Origin of the sequence: Pandoraea capi, from assembly GCF_902459735.1 — a bacterium.
GTDB classification, from domain to species: Bacteria; Pseudomonadota; Gammaproteobacteria; order Burkholderiales; family Burkholderiaceae; genus Pandoraea; species Pandoraea capi.
Genome location: NZ_CABPRV010000001.1, coordinates 211048 through 229947, shown reverse-complemented (window position 1 = coordinate 229947; position 18900 = coordinate 211048). Strand labels below are relative to the sequence as shown.

The window sequence follows — 18900 nt, the reverse complement described above, 5'->3', positions numbered from 1 at the left end:
TGCCAGCGAACGTTGCCAGCGGGGCTGGCGCACGGTCGGTGAGCCGCGCTCAGACGTGTCTGGCGAGCAGCGTGTCGAGCATCGAAAGCATCTGGTCGATCTCTTCGCGGCTCACGTTCAGTGCGGGCATGAAACGCAGCAGGTTGGGGCGCGCCGAGTTGAGCAGCAGGCCGTCCGGCGTCATGTCGCGGGCGGCTTCGACCAGTTGCGGGCCGATGTCACGACCGAGCAGCAGCGCACGCAGCAGACCGGCGCCGCGCTCGCCCTGACCTCCGTAGCGCGACGACAGATGCTGCAACCCCGCGCTCAGATAGTCTGCCTGTGCCCGAACGAACTCGAGGAAGCCCGGCGAGCTGACCGTGCGCATCACCGCGAGGCCGACGGCGCACATCAGCGGATTGCCGTTGTAGGTGCCGCCCTGATCGCCCGGCTGGAACACCGCGAACTCGTCACCGCAGAGCATTGCCGCGAGCGGCACGCCGCCGCCGATGCCCTTGCCGAGCGTCATGATGTCGGGAACGATGCCGTTCTGCTGGTGCGAGAAGAGCGTGCCGGTACGGCCGCAGCCCGTCTGCACTTCATCCACGATCAGCAGCAGGCCACGCGCCTTCGTGAGCTCGCGCAAGGCCTTCATGAACGCGTCGGTGGCGGGCACGACACCCGCTTCGCCCTGAATCGGTTCGAGCATCACGGCGACCGTATCCGGGCCGATGAGCGCCTCGACCGACGCGATATCGTTCAGTTCGGCCTTCGGGAAGCCCGGCACCTGCGGCGCGAAGATCTTGTCCCAGCCGGGTTTGCCGCTCGCGGACATGGTGGCGAGCGTGCGGCCGTGGAAAGCGTTGTTGAACGTAATGATCTCGTAACGCGCACCGCCTGCCGGGTTCGGATGCAACTGCCCCCACTTGCGCGCGAGCTTGATCGCGCTTTCGTTGGCTTCCGCGCCGCTGTTGGCGAAGAAGACCTTGCCGAGGCCGGAGAGCTTCGCGAGCAGATCGGCCAGCTCGATCATCGGCACGTTGTAGTACGCGGGGCTCGGGTTGAGGAGCAACGAACCTTGCGTGGCCAGCGCGTCGCGCATCACCGGGTGGCAATGGCCGAGGCTGTTCACGGCCCAGCCCTGAATGAAATCGAGATATCGCTTGCCTTGGTGGTCGTACAGCCAGCCGCCCTTGCCATGCGTGAACACGAGTTCCGGGCGCGTAGTAATGGGTAGCAGCGCCTGCGTCGGGTACTCGGAGAACCTGGCGTTACGGACATTACGAACATTAGGGGCGGTAGCCGCTTCGTTGGAAGGGTTGGCGGCGGCGGACGATTGAGCAAGCGACATGACGGTCTCCGGAGGCAAAGGGAAAAGAGACGAGGGAATAAAAAAAGCCACGGGGGTTGCCCGTGGCTTCGCTGTGCTTGAGAACTTGCGTTGTTATCGCAGTCGATAGCGTGCCGCGCGGCATCCCGGTTGGGGCAGCGTACGGCGACGTCGGATCGAGGCGATGGCAATCAGGTTCATGTCGGCAAGCATAAGACGGTGACGCGGCGCTTGTCAAAGGGAATGCACGGACTGTGGTTTGCGTGCATCTTTTGCGCATTCCCCTGACGGGCACGTCGATCAGCGAGGGCCGGATGCCATGACGGCGTCACGGCGTCCTGTCAGGTCACTCACCGCCGCCAGGGTTATCGGCTTCGGTCGTGAAGGCGTCGGCGTAGAAGGCGTCTTCCGGCAGTCCGTGATGCGCGATGAAGTCGCGCCGGGCCGATTCGACCATCACCGGCGCCCCGCAGGCATAGACCTCGTAACCCGACATGTCGGCAAGGTCTTCGGCCACGGCGCGATGCACGAAGCCCGTGCGTCCCTGCCACTGGTCTTCCGGCGCGGCGTCGGAGAGCACCGGTACGAACCGGAAGCCGGGGATCTCGCGTGCCCACTGCTCGGCCAGTTCGCGCAGGTAGATGTCCTTCAACCGACGCGCGCCCCAGTAGAGCGTCATCGGCCGGTCGAGCCCCTTGTGCGCGGCATGCTCGACGATGGCCTTGATCGGTGCGAAGCCGGTGCCCGAAGCGAGTAACACGATAGGCTTGTCGGAATCCTCACGCAGGAAGAACGTGCCCAGCGGTCCCTCGAAGCGCAGGATTTCGCGCTCCTTCATGTTGTTGAACACGTGATCGGTGAACACGCCGCCGGGCATGTGGCGCAGGTGCAGTTCGAGGAAGCCTTCCTCATGCGGCGCGGTCGCCATCGAATAGCTGCGACGCTTGCCGTCCTTGAGGATGAATTCGATGTACTGCCCGGAGAGGTATTGGAAGCGTTCGTTGGCGGGCAGTTGCAGACGCATGACGATGACGTCGTCGGCGCGGCGTTCCAGCGCGTTCACGCGGCACGGCAGGCGTTTGACCGGGATATCGCCGATGCCCTTGACCTCGCGCGACTCGATCACGAGATCGCCCTTGGTGTGGGCGCAGCACAGCAGGGCGAAACCGCGCGTTTCTTCGTCCTTGGTGAGGGCCGAACTGGAGTGGGCGCCGTGTTCGACGGTGCCCTCGACGAGCTTGGCCTTGCACGACCCGCAGCCGCCGTTCTTGCATCCGTACGGCAGACCGATGCCCTGACGCAGCGCCGCGGAGAGCACGGCCTCGCCGTCTTCGACCTGGAACTCGCGCCCGCTCGGCACGAGGGTAACGTTGTAAGCCATACTACAATCCGAAAAATGAAAAAACCGTCCAAATCCTTCGGTCGCCCGCGCCTCTTGATCGTGGGCTGTGGCGACGTCGGCATGCGTGCCCTGCCGGCGCTCGTCAAACGCTTTCGTGTCTTTGCTGTGACGTCCAGCGATGCGCGTCATGCAGCCTTGCGGGCGGCGGGTGCGGTGCCTGTCGTCGCCAATCTGGACGACGCACAGCGGCTGCAACGCATCGGCCATCTGGCCCCACGGGTCCTGCATCTGGCGCCGCCTGCGGCCGTTGCCGGCAACGGTACACAGGATCTTCGTACCCGTCGATTGCGCGCCGCGCTGACCCGACCATACAAACGCAATATTGTACCCGAGGGGGGGTATCGCGCCCGGGCAGGCGCGCCCGCGTCACGTCCTTCGCCTTCCCGGATTCTCGTCTACGCGAGCACCAGCGGCGTCTATGGCGATTGCGGCGGGGCATATGTCGATGAGACCCGCACGCCCATGCCGCGTTCGCCGCGCGGCCAGCGCCGGGTCGACGCCGAGCGCACCGTGCGCAGCCTCGGCCGTCCCGCCTTCCACGCACGCAATCCGCGACGCTCGGCGGCGGCGGGGGCCCCGCGAGCGCGGGGGCCGCAGGTAGCCGGGACGTCGGGCACGCGTGCGTCATGGCGTCATACCGCCCGGGGCCGGGGGATGTGGCGCGCGTCGGTGGTGCGAATTCCGGGGATCTACGCAGCGCAACGTCTGCCGCTCGCACGGTTGCAGAAGGGCACGCCCGCCTTGCAGGCGTCGGACGACGTCTACACCAACCATATCCATGCCGACGATCTCGCCGCGATCCTGATTCGCACGATGTGGCGCGGCAAGGCGCAGCGTGTCGTGCACGCGAGCGACGACACCGACTGGCGCATGGGCGAGTACTTCGACCACGTGGCGGATACCTTCGGCTTGCCGCGCGCGCCGCGCATCTCCCGCGACGAGGCGAAGCAGGTGCTCGAACCGACATTGCTGTCCTTCATGTCGGAGTCGCGACGTCTGGTCAACACGCGGCTCAAGCGCGAACTCGGCTACCGTCTGAAGTATCCGGACGTGGCGGCGCTGCTCATGACGCTGTCCCCAGCGTACCGCCGAGCGCCTTGACGAGCGTGAGCGTCGCGTCGATCTGATCGAGCCGCGACTGCGCGGCGTTACGACGCGCCTGACGTGCGAGTCGCTGCGCGTCGAGCCACGTTTGCAGGTCGATGTCCCCGGCGCGATAGCGCGCGCCCGAGAGGTCTGCCGCGCGTTGCGCCAACGTGGCGGCGCTGGCGAGCGAGGCGTATTGCGACGCCGTGCGCTCACGCGCCGCGAGGGCGTCTTCCACTTCGGTCAGTGCAGTCAGCAACGTACTGCGGAATGTGGTGACGGATTGCGCGTAATCGTTGCGTGCGAGCGCCGTGGTGAAGCGCGCCGTTTGCACCTGAAGGAAGGGCATCGCAATTGTCGCGGCGAGTGTGCCGACGGGATTGGCGAGCAGACGGGAGAGCGCGTCGCTGCTGGTCGCGGCCGTGCCGGTCAGCGTGAGCGACGGATAGAACGACAGACGGGCGGCGTCGACGTCGGCCAGACGGGCGCGAACGCGCGTCTCGGCCGCTGCGAGATCGGGGCGCTGTGCGAGCAGCGATGCGGGCAGTCCCGGCGCGACGTCGGGCAACTGCACGGGGGCGAGCGAATCACGCTCGGCGAAGCGGGTTTGTGCCGGACGCCCCAACGCATTCGCCAATGCATGTCGCGCGACGTCGCGCAGACGTTCCCATTCAGCCAGCGCCCCGGCCACCGCGTCGCGATCCTGCTGCGCCTGCACCGGATCGAGCGCCGACACGGCCCCCGCCCGGCGACGCGCTTCGACGACCGTCACCACCCGATTGGCGGCGTCGAGGTCTGCCGTCGCACTGCGCACGTTCTCGTTCAGATAGGCCACTCGCCAGTACAGCGACGCTACCTGACTCGACAGCGACAGTGCTGCGGCGCGCCGCTCCCATGTACTCGCGGCAGCTTGCCAGTTGGCGGCGTCGCGTTGTGCACCGAGCTTGTTCCAGAGATCGATTTCATAGCTGATGCCGAGATTCGCGCCGGACGTCGTGCGCGTTTGCCCGTCATACGCGAGCGCGGCGCGGCCGCCGTCGAGCGCGCGCGACTTGGCGCCGCTGAGGCTGGCGGTGAACTGCGGCCAGCGGTTGGCGTGCGTCAGTCCGGCCTGTAGCGCGTCGCGATCCGCCTGCAATGCCTTGAGTGCGAGCCCCGGGTTGCCGGCGAGCGCCTGCACGACGAGGGTATCGAGTTGAGGCTCGCGAAACGCCTGCCACCACGGCGCGATGTCTGCATCGGGCGGGTTCTGCGCATTGGCTGACCCAGCGGCGTCAGGCGCTGCACCCTGCTGTGTGCCGTCGATGGGCGTACCGAAGTGGGCCGGCACCGGCAACGCCGGGCGCTCATAGTCCGTGCGCGTGAGCGCGCATCCCGAGGTGATCAGGGCTACGGCGACAGATACGGCAAGGGGGACGATGCGTACGCTCTGCGACAAGGCAAGCCATGATGGGATCGGACGGGAGGGGCGTGGGAGACGAATCATCGGAGGTATTGCATCGGCGCACGCGAGGCTACCGGTGCGCATGCGCGTGAATTGGACAAAAAGACCCCCGCGCGCGACACCGAATCGCGCGCGGGGTGTAAAAGCCATCCCGAGCCTGAGGGGGGCGCCGCGGGACGGCGGGGGGCAATCATTCACGGGCGAGGGCATCGACCGGATCGAGGCGGGCCGCACTGCGCGCGGGCAGCCAGCCACTGAGCATGCCGATGGCACACGCGCAGGAGAGCGCTGCGGCGAACGTTTTCGCGGAGAACACCACGGCGACTTGCGGCACGAACGTCGACACCAGCCAGCCGATCGCATACGACAGCGCGACGCCGACCGCGCCGCCCATCAGGCAGACCAGCACCGCTTCGATGAGGAACTGCCGGAGAATGTCCTGACGCCGTGCGCCGATGGCGCGTCGGATGCCGATTTCGCGCGTGCGCTCCGTCACCGAGACCAGCATGATGTTCATCACGCCGATGCCGCCGACAACGAGCGAAATCAGCGCGACGAACGAAAGCAGCAGCGTGAGCATCTGGCTCGTGCGCGAGATCGACTTCACGATCGTGTCCATGTTGAACGTGAAGAAGTCCTTCTGGCCGTGCGCTCGCGTGAGCACGCGAACGATGCCGGCTTCGGCCGCCGCAGGCGGATGTCCGTCGAGAATGCGCACCGTGATCGACTCCAGATGCTGCTGTCCGGCCAGTCGGCTCGCGACCGTCGTCCAGGGCACATAGACGTTGAGCGCGCGGCTCACGAACATCGACGAGCGATCTTTCACCACACCGATGACGCGCAGCGGCAGCGACCCGGCGAGCACGATTTGACCGACGGGGTCGCCGCCGTTCGGCATCAGCTTCTTGAGCGTGTTTTCGCCGAGCAGCGCGACTTGCGCCTGACGCTCGACTTCGGCGGCGTCGAAGCTGCGTCCACGGGCCAGCTTCAATCCGTTGGCCCGCAGGAAGTCGGCGCCTTCGCCGTGAACCTGTGCGTCGGTGTCAAGACGTCCGAAGCGCATGCGGGCCGTGCGCGGACCGACCTGCGGCGACACGCTGTCGGTGTAGGGCTGCGCCGCGAGCAGCGAGGCGTCGCGCGGCAGCAGCGTGCGAATCTCGGCAGCCTTGTCGTCGTTGAAGTCCTTGCCGCGCAGCACGGTGATCGTGTTGGGGGCGATGTTGCCGATGTCGTCGAGTACGCGCCGTTTGGTGCCCTCGCCGATGGCCGAGAGCGAGACGACCGACGTGATGCCGATGATGATGCCGAGCATCGTCAGCCCGGTGCGAAGCCGGTGCGACGCGAGCGCGTGCCACGCCATCGACAGACTCTCCGCGAACGTGGGCCAGCCTTGCAGCCAGCGCGCGAGCGTGTGACGACGGCTGGCACACAACGACGCTATCGCGGGCGATGAGACCGACAGTGTCGACGAGGCCTCTCGTGACGCGGAGCGTTCCGGATCGCCAGACAATTGGCCCGCCGTCGATGCCATTGATGCCAGTGATGCCGGTGATGCCATTGATGCCAGTGATGCCAGTGATGCCGGTGATGCCGGTGATGCCGGTGATGCCGGTGACGGGGGCGATGCTTGCGGTGTGTCGTTGATGCGATCGCGCTGAATGCGTCCGTCAGCGATCTCAATGACGCGTTGCGCCCACGCCGCGACACCGGGATCGTGCGTCACGAGAATGATCGTGTGTCCGCGCGCGTGAAGTTCGCGCAGGATGTGCATGACTTCCAGCCCGCTGTGGCTATCGAGTGCGCCGGTCGGTTCGTCGGCAAGAATGATGTCGCCGCCATTCATCAGCGCGCGGGCGATGCTCACGCGTTGCTGTTGTCCGCCTGACATCTGCGCCGGGCGATGCGCGTGGTGCCTGTCGAGTCCGAGACGGTCGAGCAGGGCTACGGAGCGCGACGCACGCTGCGCGCGGGAAGTCCCGGCGTACACGGCAGGCACTTCCACATTGCCCTGCGCCGTGAGATGCCCCATCAGGTGATAGCGCTGGAAGATGAAACCGAAATACTCGCGTCGCAGTTGCGCAAGTTCGTCATCGGACAGCGAGGCGACGTCCCGTCCATCGATCTCGTAGCGTCCGGCGCTGGCGCGGTCGAGGCAGCCGAGTACATTCATCAGCGTCGACTTGCCGGAACCGGACGGCCCCATGATCGCGACCATCTCGCCGCGCCGGATGACGAGGTCGACGTCGCGCAGCACGCTCACGGCCCCCACGCCCTCGCCGAACGTGCGCGAGATGCCGGTAAGGCACAGGAGGGGGGCGTCGGCGTGCGTCACAGCAGGGTCCCCGAGTCGTTGCTGCCAGGCGGCGGCGCGTCGGTCGGATCGGCGGTCACGACGCGATCGCCCGCCGACAGACCGTCGAGCGCTTGCGCGGTGAGACGGTTGTCGAGCCCGACCCTGACCCAGCGCGCGTGAGCGTTGCCCTGCGCGTCGAGCACGCGAACACGATAACGGCCATCGGCACGTTTCTCGCCGAGCGCGACCGACGGAAACGTCAGCGCGTTCGCGATCCGTGAGCTGACGATCGACACCTGCGCCGTCATGTCGGGACGCAGCACGCCGCTCGGATTCGGCACGTCGAAAAGCGCGTTGAAGAAGATCGCGTTGTTGATCTTTTCCGGCGACGGCTGAATCACGCGCAGCTTGCCTTCGTAGCGCTTGTCGGGAGCGCCGAGGATCGTGAAGTACACCGGCTGCCCGGCGCGAATGCGCACCACGTCGGCTTCCGAGACCTGCGCGCGCACCGTCATCATCGACAGGTCGGCGACTTTCAGGATCGTCGGAATCTGATAGATCGCCGTCACCGTCTGGCCTTCCTGCGTGGTGATGGCGGTCACGGTGCCGTTGATGGGGGCGGTGATGCGCGTGTAGGAAAGATTCGTGCGCGCCTTGTCGACCTTGACCTTTTGCTGGCTGATCTGCGAATCGAGCGAGGCGAGTTCGGCGGTGAGCGCTTCGGCTTCGGTGCGCGCCTTCTCGAGATCGCGTGGCGAGGTCGCGTCGTCGCGTGCCAATTGACGCTGGCGTGCGAGTTCGCGATCGGCCTGCGCGTGACGAATGGCCTTCGCGCGCCGGTCGGCCGCGAGCGTCGTCAGTCCGGCGCTGGCTTCGCGCAGGTCGTTATCGCTGGAGGTCGGATCGATTTCCGCGAGCAGTTGTCCCCTGGTGACGGTATCGCCGAGCACGACCTTGAGCGAGCGAAGCTGCCCGTTGGCCTGCGAGCCGACTTCGACCTGCTTGATGGGCTGGAGCACGCCGGTGGCGAGCACCGCATCTTCGAGATCCGCATGTTTGACGGTGGCGAAAAGATAAGCGGGGGGCTTCGCACGCGGCCAGAGCCAGAGCGCCAGACCACAGGCGACGACGATCGCGACCGCTACGCCCATAAGGCGACGCGACTTCCGCAGACGGGATAACAAGGCAATTAGCAAGGCAACGAGCCGCGGGAAACGCTTCATCGATCGGGAAATAGGCCAATGTCTGCCGCAAACCAACCGGGATGCGGACCTGTGGCGATCCTAATCAAAGGACGCCTGACAAACTGTTTTCAGTTGTTGGGACTTTGTGAACAGAGATGACCGGCGCGAGACATTGGGAATCGACCCAGCACGAACGAGCGAATCGACGCCCACGGCGAAATGTGGAGAGCGCGATCCGGGGCGAAATCACGCCGTGCGGCGGTCGCTTTAGTCCCCGTGGACGGTTCGATAACGGCTTCGACCCGCACTGGACAAGGCGCTCGGCGATGCGGGCGCTGCGATGGCCCGTGTGCGGCGCCGTCGGCCATGCCGGGGTGCGCCGGCTGCACAGTGTGAAGATTGCGAGGGTGATCCTTCGCGCTGAGCAACGTCCGGTATGACGCGAGCGGCGCGGTAAGGCGAGGGGTATGTGACAAAATGGCTATAATTTCGCCTTATGTCGTCCAACGTCGACGAAATTTGTACTTTTCGGCATATTTCTCAATGATGATGCCGGCGAAACGTCTCAGTGCACCTTACGAATCCTTTCTGAAATAAGGATTGGGCGCCATTCTGTTGGATGCTTCGGTCAACGGTGCACTGGACGGGCGCGCAAACTGCGGTGTATCTCGTCACAGAGGGAGCACAAAGCATGGCCATCACCATTGGTTCACCCGACACGGCGGTGCATCGGGCCTGGCGTTTGCCGGGGCAGGGGTCGGCGTCGACGATTGGCACGCATCGCGCGCAATCGGGCGCGGACCGCTATTCGAACGCGCTGCGGGCGCTCTCCAGCACCCCGGAGACGCCGTCTGTGACGCAGGACGATGCTGTGAAGTTGTCGCAAAGCGCGACCACGCCGCGCGGAATTTAAATTACCGAGAAATTTTCATGAGTCTGCATGTTCTTCTGGTCGACGACGATCCTGTCGTGCGCGACCTATTGCGCGAATTGCTGCACGCCAATGGCATGCAGGTCTCGGTGCTTCACAACGGCGCGTCGCTGCTGCGTCGGCTCGAACTGGAACGGCCGTCGGTCATCCTGCTCGACATCATGATGCCGGAGCGCGACGGGCTGCGCGCCTTGCAGGACCTGCGTGCCGCCGGCGAAGACATTCCCGTCATCATGCTGTCCGCGCGTGGCGGCCCGCTCGACCGTGCGCTCGGCCTCGAACTGGGCGCCGACGATTACCTCGCCAAGCCGTTCGATCCGCGCGAGTTGCTCGCCCGCATTCACGCCGTGCTGCGCCGTCGCGGCCCGGTGGCGGCCAGCGCTCCCGACGCACGCGCTCCGTACCGCTTCGGGCCGTTCGAACTCGATTACTCGCTGCGCACGCTTCAGCGCGCGGGCGAACGTCTGCCGCTGCGCGACACCGAGTTCGCGATGCTCAAGGCGTTCACGCAACACCCGATGCAAGTGCTGCCGCGCGTGAAGCTGCACGCCATGCTTTACGGCGACGGCATCGCGTTTCGCGACCGCAGCCTCGACGTGCCGGTGTGGCGTCTGCGCCGTCTCATCGAGGTCGATCCGTCCGAGCCGCGCTACATCCAGACCATTCGTGGCAAGGGTTACGTCTTCGTGCCGGGCGGCGAGCTGTCCGAAGGCGCGACGTCCGATGCGAGGGAACGCGGCATGGGTGACGTGGGTAACCTGAGCGGCGAAGGCGACGACGGCCTGTCGCTCGCCACGACGGCATCGGCGTCGGCAGGCAAGCGTGCGTTGCGCGGCTGGCGGGAGTCGGTTGCGTGACGTTACGTTGGTTGCTGCGAGACTCCCTGTTTCGCCGCATGGCCTGTCTGGGCATCGCTGTCTTGCTGGTGATGCATCTCGTGTGGAGCGCGCTGGTGTTCTACCAGCGCCCGCGACAGCAGGTCGACGGCTTCGCCCGCGGTCTGCTGGTCGCCATTCAGAGCGTGGATCAGCGCGCTGTCGATCCCGGTAGCCTCGCGCCGCCCCATGCGCTGCGTCGCGTACCGGTGGCGCAGACCCCGACGTTTAGCGGCGAGTCTGACGACGAACGCAGTATCCGCTTGCGTCAGGAACTGCTCTCGCGACTGCCGACCGGCACGCAACTGCATATCGTCAACGATCGCAAGCGCGGCAACATCTGGGTGTTGCTGCCGCAGCGCACCGAGTGGATCGTCATCGGCCTCGATCTGCCGCCGATGCCGCCGTTCATTCGCGAGACGCTTGGCATTCTGATCGGTGCAGTCCTGCTCGCATTGCTCGTTGCGTGGCAGATGCAGCGGCCCATCGCCCGGCTGGCGCACGCGGCACGAGTGATCGCGCGTGGGCGCCGCCCTGCGCTATTGCCTGAGCAGGGACCGCACGAATTGCGTGATCTGACGCACGCGTTCAACGACATGGCCAAGCGTCTGGCCGAAGCCGAAGACAACCAGGCCATCATGCTCGCGGGCATTGCCCACGACCTGAAGTCGCCGCTCACGCGGTTGCGCCTGCGCGCCGATCTGATCGACAGCGAAGGCTCGCGCGACGGCTTCGTGCGCGATATCGCTTCCATCGATCACATCGTTCAGCAATTCCTCGCCTACGCGCGCGACGAGGCCGACACCAGTCCGCTGGTGAGCGTCGACGAATTCCTGCGCGAGCAGTTTCCGGCGAACGAGGAAACACCCGACAGCCCCTCAACCGCACGTGGGCCGACGGATGACGCCTCGCTGTTCGTCAGCAGTCTGCGTGCGGGGCCGGACTTTCTGCTGCCGCGCACGCTGCTCGATCGCGTGATGTCCAATCTCGTCGACAATGCGCTCGAACACGGCGAGCCGACGGTGCGTCTGGCCACGTGGCGCGAGGGCGCGACCGGATACATCGAAGTGAGCGACTGCGGGAAGGGGATTCCGGACGATCAGGTGGCGCTGGCGATGCGGCCGTTCGTGCGGCTCGACGCGTCGCGCGGCGGCGAAGGGCACTGCGGCCTCGGCCTGTCGCTGGTCGTGCGTCTGGTGGAAGGTCTGGGTGGCGCGGTGCGTCTGGGCCGGTCGCCGGGTGACGGGCTACGCGTGACGCTGACCTTGCCGATCGGCGCCACGCAGGACAGCGTCGCTCAGTAAATCTCCGGCACGATGATCTCGGACGGCACCGGGTGACGGATGTAGCTTTCGCTGCGTGCGCGCTCGGGCAGCACGACCTGCGAGCGCTCCACGTCGTGATAAGGCACTTGCTGGAGCAGGTGATGGATGCAGTTCAGACGCGCGCGCTTCTTGTCGTCGGCCTGCACCACCCACCACGGCGCTTCCGGAATGTGCGTGCGCTCAAGCATCACCTCCTTGGCGACCGTGTACTTCTCCCAGCGCGTCCGGCTCTCCAGATCCATCGGGCTGAGCTTCCACTGCTTGAGCGGGTCCTGAATGCGCGCGAGAAAGCGCGCTTCCTGCTCCTCATCCGAAATCGAGAACCAGTACTTCACGATCTGGATGCCGCTGCGCACCAGCATCTTCTCGAAGTCCGGCACTGAACGGAAGAACTCTTCGTACTCGTTTTCCGTACAGAAGCCCATCACGTGTTCGACCCCCGCGCGGTTGTACCAGCTACGGTCGAACAGCACGATCTCGCCGGCGGCGGGCAGGTGCTGCACATAACGCTGGAAATACCACTGCGTGCGCTCGCGATCGTTCGGCGCGGGCAGAGCGGCCACCCGGCAGACGCGGGGATTGAGTCGCTGCGTGATGCGCTTGATCGCGCCGCCCTTGCCTGCGGCGTCGCGGCCTTCGAAGATCACCACGAGACGGTGACGGCTGCGGATCACCCAGTCCTGCAACTTCACCAGTTCGCCTTGCAGACGGAACAGCTCGCGGAAGTAGTGCAGACGGTCGTCGCGCGCTTCGGCGCTCAGATCGTTCAGACCGGGCAGACGAAGGTCGTCGATTTCCATCTCGATCTCTTCGTCATAGCTGTCGATCAGGTCATCCTGGAGACGACGCGTGAGCATGGCGTCGTGGTTGGCGTCGGAATCGAATTTGGTCATGGCGACGATCTCTTGCGGCCAAAAAACACGAAAGGCACCCGTACTGCGGGGGTGACGACGGACGCGCTGACACGGCGTCCGGTAGTGAATCCGAGTATGCGACGATTTTATGACACCCGCATGGCGTTGACGAATCACTGCCCGGCAGAGTTCCCGTCGGCGCCCGGCAGGCAGGCGTCCCGGCCGTGCGGTTAGCGGATGGCGGGGGGGTACGCCATGTCACAAAAATGAAATATGACATTGTCATGATGGCAAGTCCCGCCGTCATACCGCGCGAATCGCGTGATCGCCACGCCATCGCCCGGTTGTCCCCGCCCACGTTCGCCCAGACAGCGCGCATGTTCGCCGACTTAGTTCACAACACCTATGGCTGCGATCAGGCTGGCCTGATCTACGGCTATCGCTTTACTGAGGGCGCGCCTCCCCAGCCGGTCGATTCCGGCGAGGCGCTGGCGTGGCTGATGCAAGGCGAACGGGCCGAAGGCTTTCTCTGGCTGCACTTCAACTTTGCTCACGCGGCTTGCGAGAAGTGGCTGCGCCTGCAAATGAACCTGCCCGACGAGTTCTACGAGAACCTGGCGGAAGGGTCGCGCTCCACGCGCATCGAACATTCCGACGATTGGCTGCTGGCCGTCATCAACGATGTGATCTTCGCGTTCGATATTGCGCAATCGGAGATATCGACGTTGCGAGTCGCGGCCAATGCGCGTCTGCTCGTGACGGGGCGCGTGAAACCGCTGCGCTCCATCGACAAGCTGCGAGCGTCCGTGAAAAGGGGCGACGCCTTTCGCACGCCGCTCGCGCTGCTCGTGCATCTGCTGCGCGATCAGGCGGACGTGCTGGAGCGCATCGTGCGCGAGACGAGCCGCCGCGTGGATATCGTCGAAGACCGGTTGTTGCAGCAGCGCATCGAGAGCAATCGGGCCGATCTCGGCTCGCTACGACGGGTGCTGGTGCGCTTGCAGCGTCTGCTGGCGCCGGAGCCGGCGGCGCTCTTTCGACTGCTGAGTCGTCCGCCGGCATGGGGACATGCAGACGACGTGCAGGAATTCCGTCAGGCGACGGAAGAGTTTGCCGTCGTGCTCAACGACCTGTCGGCGTTGCTCGAACGGATCAAGTTGCTTCAGGAAGAAATTGCGGCAATGGTCAGCGAGCGCACGGAACGCACGATTTATACGCTGACCGTCGTGACCGTGCTCGCGCTGCCGATCAACATCGTGGCGGGCTTTTTCGGGATGAACGTCGGCGGCATTCCGCTCGCCGATCATCCGCATGGCTTCTGGGTGCTGGTCGCCATCGTGGCGACGGGTACGGCGGCCGCCGGCTGGTGGGCGTTCCGGCGGCGACCCGACTGACGTTATCGTGCTACCCATCTACCGCCGCCACAGCCATCACCACCGAAGCCGGTGCCGCCCCTCGGGCAAGCACCCGCTTCGGCAGCCGTACGTCAATGCCAGAACTTCATGAGCAGCGTGGCGATGACGACCATACCGGCGCCGCCGATGCGCGTCGAGATCTGCGCGAACGGCATCAGCCCCATGCGATTCGACGACGACAGGATCGCCACGTCGCCCGTGCCGCCGAGCCCGCTGTGGCAGGCCGTCACAATGGCCGACTCGACCGGGAACATCTTCAGCCACATGCCGACGAAGAAGCCCGAGACGACCATGGCGATCACCGTCGACGCGCAGATCACGAAGTAGGCGGTGGAGAACGCGCCGACGAGCTTGTCCCATGAGACGAACAGCGTGCCGAGACCCACGAGGATCGCGAACGTCAGGTTCGTCGACATGAACTTGTACATCTGATACGCGCCGGTCTCCATGCTTGCCGGAATCACGCGAGCCACCTTCATGAGCGCTGCGGCCACGATCATCAGCACCGGCCCGGGAATGCCGGTGATCGGCGCGAGCAATGCGCCGAGGATGAACAGCGTGCAGGCGAGCAGCAGACCGTGTCCCATCAGGCGCAGGTCGAGCGCCGGTTCGACGTGCTGTCCTTCGAGCAGCGCGCGGTCCTCTCCGCTGCGCACGAGCATGCCGTTGCCGTTGTAGTGGGGGCGCTTCTCGGCGAAGCGCTTGAGCAGCCCCGCCGACAGAATCGCCACGACGTTACCGATGAGCGCGGCGGGCACCATCGTCGCGATCAGATGACCTTGCGCTTCGCCCGTGATCTCCGAGTAACCGATCGACAGCGGCAGAATGCCTTCGCCGATACCGCCGCCGAGAATCGGCATCACGATGAAGAAGAACGTGTGACGCGGGCTGAAGCCGAAGAGCAGCCCGGCCAGACACCCGGCGGCAATCGCCGCGAGCGTGCCGATCAGCAAGGGCACAAACATCTTCAGAAAGCCCTGGATCAGGATCTTCCGGTTCATGCCGAGCATGCTACCCGCCACCAGACAGGCGATGTAGAGGTATTGCAGGTTCGCCGTCTTCATCGTGACGGTGATGGCCTTGAGGATCGCGTCGTCCATCAGGCCGTTGCCGAGTAGCGCGGCGGGCACGAACAGGCACAGGATGGCCGGGCCGCCGATGTGCTGGAACACGGGAATCGCGCCGCCGATTTCACCGAGCAGCATGCCGGCGATCATCAGCACCGCGAAGCCGCCGATCATGTCGGCGGGCAGGCGGCTTGTGACGGCGGCAAGCCCCGTGATGACGACAATCGCGGCGAACATCGGCAGCGGGGCGCCGCCGACGGTGAATTTCGTCCAGAACGATGTGGGCGATGACTCGGACGCGTTGGCGAGCGACGTCGCGCTCGCCTGAGGGGTTTGGCTTTCCATGGGGTGTCTCCTGAAAGTCCTGAGGGTTTGCTTTTCAGCCCGACCGGGGCGCTGGATGCGCCTCTTCTCGGTCGTGCCGGGTGGTGCGGGTGATTGGGGTGTCGGTTTTCCCGGTTCGGCGGTGGGCGTCAGGCCTGACGTTGTTGTCGCGGCAGATCGATCTGCATCCAGGGCGCGGCTTCGCGATGACGCGCTTCGAACGCCGAGATGGCGTCGCTGTCACGCAACGTCATGCCGATCATGTCGAGGCCTTCCATGAACATGTGCTTTTGACGCGGCGGCAACTCGAAGCTGAACGTCATGCCGTTGGCCGTCGTCACGCATTGACGTTCGACGTCGATCGTCAATTGACTGCGTGCCGGATCGCCGACCATCTCGGAAATCTGCGCGACCACGAGCGGGTCGAGCACGATCAGCAACAGACGGTTGTTGAGCGCATTGAAGTAGAAGATCTCGCCGAAGCTCGGCGCGATCACGGCCTGGATGCCGGCCTGCTGCAACCCCCAGACAGCGTGCTCGCGGCTCGACCCGCAACCGAAGTTCGCGCCACCGACGAGAATGCGCGCGTCGCGATAGGCGGGGCGATTGAGCACGAACGCTTCATTGGGCGAGCCGTCGGCGTTGGTGCGCAGGTCGTAGAGCACGCCGCGCGCGAGGCCTGACTTGTCGATGCCGAGCAGGAACTGCTTCGGCATGATCTGATCGGTGTCGAGGTTGCCCAGCGGCAGCGGCGCGGCGATACCTGCGACGGTCGTGTGCTTAGTCATGAGCGATCTCCTTGCGAATGTCCACGATGCGACCTGCCAGCGCCGCAGCGGCGGCCATCGCCGGGCTCATCAGATGGGTGCGTGCGCCGCGTCCCTGACGGCCTTCGAAGTTCCGGTTGGTGGTCGACGCGCAGCGCTCGCCGGGCTTGAGAATGTCGTCGTTCATCGCGAGGCACATCGAGCACCCCGGCTGACGCCATTCGAAGCCCGCGTCGATGAGCGCGGCCGCAATGCCCTCGCGCTCGGCCTGATCGCGCACGCGGCCCGAGCCGGGCACGACCATGGCGCGCACACTCGGTGCGACCTTGTGACCACGGACGATGTCGGCGATGGCACGCAGGTCTTCGATCCGCGCGTTGGTGCACGAGCCGATGAAGACGTGGTCGATGGGCAGACCGTCGAGCGACTGACCGGCGTCCAGACCCATGTAGTTCAGCGCCTTCGACGCGTTGTGCCGCTCGGTCTCATCGGCCGACAGCGCCGGAATCCGGTGGTTGATCGCAATCGCCTGATCGGGGCTGGTGCCCCACGTCACGAAGGGGCCGACGTCGCTCGCGTCGAAGCGGTGCGTGACGTCGAACTTGGCGTCGTCATCGGAGCGCAGCGCGAGCCAGCGGGCTTTCGCGTCGTCGAGCGCTTCGCCCGACAGATCCTTGATGTGGGCGCCGCCGTATTGCAGCGTGGTGGCATCGGGGGCGATGAGCGCGCCGCGCGCACCGGCTTCGACGGTCATGTTGCACAACGTCATGCGCGCTTCGGCGGACAGCGCTTCGATGGCCGGGCCCGTGTACTCGACGACGAAGCCGCGTGCGCCTTGCGCGCCGATGCGGGCAATGATGTAGAGCACGAGGTCTTTCGACGTGGTGCCGCGGGCGAGCATGCCGTCGACATGAATGCGCATATCGCGCGCGACACGGTAGATGAGCGTCTGCGTCGCCAGCACGTGTTCGACTTCGGAGGTGCCGATCCCGAATCCCAGCGCGCCGAGTGCGCCGTACGTCGTGGTATGGCTGTCGCCGCACAGCACGACCATGCCCGGGCGGATCAGACCCAGCTCGGGGGCGACCACGTGTTCGATACCCTGCTCGGGGTCCGTGACGTCGAACAGATGAATGCCGTGCTTCTGGCAGTTACGCGTGAAGTTGGCGGCCTGATGCGCAGCGGCGTCGATCACGATGGTGCGCTGACCGACCGGTACCGGATGCGTGGGAATCACGTGATCCACCACACCCATCTGCTTCTCGGGGCAACGCACCGGCAGGCCCTTTTCCGCGAGCCCGGCGAACGCCTGCGGGCTCGTGTACTCGTTCATGATGTGCAGATCGGCATACAGCGCGACGTGCTGCGCGTCGACCTCGAAGACCGTGTGGCCTCGTACGATTTTCTGGTAAAGCGTTTGTCCCATGGGGTGACTCCACGAAGGGGGCGGTCGTCGATTTCGTCATGTGTCGCAACCTTGCGTGCAGTCTAATTCGTTCATAGAATCGCAAAATGCATATTCGCTTAACCTATTTTTAAGTTGAATTTAACAATGGATGCCATCGCCGATCTGGAGTTCTTCGCAAGGCTGGTCACGCTGGGGAGTTTGTCGGCGCTGGCACGCGATCTTGGTGTGACGCCGCCGGCGATCAGTGCGCGACTGAGTCAACTGGAGCGGCGTCTCGGGGTGAAGCTCCTCAACCGCACCACCCGCCGGCTCGCAATGACCCACGAGGGCGAGCTGTATCTGGGCACCGGATCGAAGATCATCGAGCAGGTGCAGGAGCTGGAGCGCATGGTGTCGAGCAGCCGGGATCTGCCGCGCGGGCTGCTCAAGGTGAACGCCACGTTCGGCTTCGGGCGCCGCCACGTCGTACCGGCGCTATCCGAGTTTCGTGAGCAGTATCCGGAAGTCGAAGTGCAACTGGATCTGACGGATCGCCCGATGAATCTGGCCGAATTCGCGTTCGACGTCGGGATTCGGTTCGGCGAGTTGCCGGATCAGCGGGTGGTGGGGCGTCGCATTGCTGCCAACCGGCGTCTGGTGTGTGCGTCGCCGAAGTATCTGGAACGTCACGGCGTGCCGAAGGTGCCCGACGACTTGCGCAATCACCTGTGCATCGTGCTGCGGGAGAACGATACCGCTTACGGCACGTGGCATTTCACCAAGGGCCGCCGTCACGAACTGGTGAAGGTGCACGGCGCCATGAGCAGCAACGACGGCGAGGCGACCCTGCGTTGGGCGCTCGATGGGCATGGCGTGCTGGTGCGATCGGAGTGGGACGTGCAATCCGCGCTGGCATCGAAGGCGCTGACGCAGTTGCTTGCCGACTGGGCACTACCTGCGGCAGATGTTTATGCGATCTATCCCGAGCGTCTCAATCTGTCGGCGAAGGTGCGGCTTTTCGTCGATTTCATGGAGCAATATCTGATGCGGGAATTAAATCGCGATGGCACGGCGATTCCCCGCTGACATGAATCGGTTTGAATGGATTGTGAGTGGATGGTGAGCTGGTGATTAAAGCGATTGCATGCAATCGCATCAGTCAATGCGTAATTCCAAACAATCGTATCAATCGATGGTGGCGCGCACCATGCGCGCTGGATGAGCCTGTCGTACGGGC

The 18900-nt window shown here is 65.1% G+C and carries 15 protein-coding genes; 6 read left to right on the top strand and 9 right to left on the bottom strand.

Annotation, left to right across the window (positions count from 1 at the left end):
* Positions 1-49: 49 nt before the first annotated feature.
* The gene (locus PCA20602_RS00955; protein WP_150719591.1) at positions 50-1330 is read right to left on the bottom strand and encodes an acetylornithine transaminase; all 1281 of its coding nucleotides are present in this window, start codon (positions 1328-1330) and stop codon (positions 50-52) included.
* Positions 1331-1655: 325 nt separating this feature from the next.
* Positions 1656-2690, bottom strand: coding sequence for a CDP-6-deoxy-delta-3,4-glucoseen reductase (locus PCA20602_RS00950; protein WP_150719590.1), 1035 nt, complete (start codon positions 2688-2690; stop codon positions 1656-1658).
* An 81-nt stretch (positions 2691-2771) separates the two neighbouring features.
* On the opposite strand from PCA20602_RS00950, the gene PCA20602_RS00945 reads away from it, so the two are divergent.
* Positions 2772-3812, top strand: a complete 1041-nt coding sequence (locus PCA20602_RS00945; protein ID WP_246181964.1) for a Rossmann-fold NAD(P)-binding domain-containing protein — start codon at positions 2772-2774, stop codon at positions 3810-3812.
* On the opposite strand, the gene PCA20602_RS00940 is transcribed toward PCA20602_RS00945, so the two are convergent.
* From PCA20602_RS00940 to macA, 3 genes are all read right to left on the bottom strand, one after another.
* Entirely contained in the window at positions 3775-5235 is a 1461-nt protein-coding gene (locus tag PCA20602_RS00940; protein ID WP_174980686.1) for an efflux transporter outer membrane subunit, read from the bottom strand. The genes PCA20602_RS00945 and PCA20602_RS00940 overlap by 38 nt on opposite strands.
* A 196-nt stretch (positions 5236-5431) precedes the next feature.
* Positions 5432-7573 (bottom strand): MacB family efflux pump subunit, encoded by a 2142-nt coding sequence (locus PCA20602_RS26140; RefSeq protein WP_150719587.1) that lies wholly within the window; start codon positions 7571-7573, stop codon positions 5432-5434.
* Positions 7570-8757, bottom strand: a complete 1188-nt coding sequence (macA, locus tag PCA20602_RS00930) for a macrolide transporter subunit MacA (RefSeq protein WP_150719586.1) — start codon at positions 8755-8757, stop codon at positions 7570-7572. Before macA ends, PCA20602_RS26140 begins: the two co-directional genes overlap by 4 nt.
* A 652-nt stretch (positions 8758-9409) precedes the next feature.
* Here macA and PCA20602_RS00925 point away from each other — a divergent pair.
* The 3 genes from PCA20602_RS00925 to PCA20602_RS00915 are packed head-to-tail and all read left to right on the top strand — an operon-like array spanning position 9410 to position 11828.
* The gene (locus PCA20602_RS00925; protein WP_069341568.1) at positions 9410-9631 is read left to right on the top strand and encodes a hypothetical protein; all 222 of its coding nucleotides are present in this window, start codon (positions 9410-9412) and stop codon (positions 9629-9631) included.
* Positions 9632-9648: 17 nt separating this feature from the next.
* Positions 9649-10506, top strand: a complete 858-nt coding sequence (locus tag PCA20602_RS00920; protein WP_150719585.1) for a response regulator — start codon at positions 9649-9651, stop codon at positions 10504-10506.
* A complete protein-coding gene (locus PCA20602_RS00915; RefSeq protein WP_150719584.1) occupies positions 10503-11828 on the top strand; it encodes an ATP-binding protein in 1326 nt (441 codons plus the stop codon). Before PCA20602_RS00920 ends, PCA20602_RS00915 begins: the two co-directional genes overlap by 4 nt.
* Here PCA20602_RS00915 and ppk2 read toward each other — a convergent pair.
* Positions 11822-12742: a polyphosphate kinase 2 gene (gene ppk2 / locus PCA20602_RS00910; protein WP_069341569.1), complete on the bottom strand. Its 921-nt coding sequence runs from the start codon at positions 12740-12742 to the stop codon at positions 11822-11824. The two genes, PCA20602_RS00915 and ppk2, sit on opposite strands and share 7 nt — an antisense overlap.
* Positions 12743-13080: 338 nt before the next feature.
* On the opposite strand from ppk2, the gene PCA20602_RS00905 reads away from it, so the two are divergent.
* Positions 13081-14097: a transporter gene (locus PCA20602_RS00905; RefSeq protein ID WP_150719979.1), complete on the top strand. Its 1017-nt coding sequence runs from the start codon at positions 13081-13083 to the stop codon at positions 14095-14097.
* A gap of 92 nt (positions 14098-14189) precedes the next feature.
* Here the strand turns inward: PCA20602_RS00905 and PCA20602_RS00900 are convergent, their stop codons facing one another.
* The 3 genes from PCA20602_RS00900 to leuC form a co-directional block, all read right to left on the bottom strand.
* Positions 14190-15530 carry a 2-hydroxycarboxylate transporter family protein gene (locus PCA20602_RS00900; protein WP_150719583.1) on the bottom strand — a complete coding sequence of 447 codons (1341 nt, stop codon included), beginning with the start codon at positions 15528-15530 and terminating at the stop codon, positions 14190-14192.
* Between the two features lie 128 nt (positions 15531-15658).
* The gene (gene leuD, locus PCA20602_RS00895; protein WP_150719582.1) at positions 15659-16297 is read right to left on the bottom strand and encodes a 3-isopropylmalate dehydratase small subunit; all 639 of its coding nucleotides are present in this window, start codon (positions 16295-16297) and stop codon (positions 15659-15661) included.
* A complete protein-coding gene (gene leuC / locus PCA20602_RS00890) occupies positions 16290-17702 on the bottom strand; it encodes a 3-isopropylmalate dehydratase large subunit (RefSeq protein WP_150719581.1) in 1413 nt (470 codons plus the stop codon). The genes leuD and leuC overlap by 8 nt, the downstream gene beginning before the upstream one ends.
* A 126-nt stretch (positions 17703-17828) precedes the next feature.
* On the opposite strand from leuC, the gene PCA20602_RS00885 reads away from it, so the two are divergent.
* A complete protein-coding gene (locus PCA20602_RS00885; RefSeq protein ID WP_150719580.1) occupies positions 17829-18749 on the top strand; it encodes a LysR family transcriptional regulator in 921 nt (306 codons plus the stop codon).
* Positions 18750-18900: the final 151 nt, after the last annotated feature.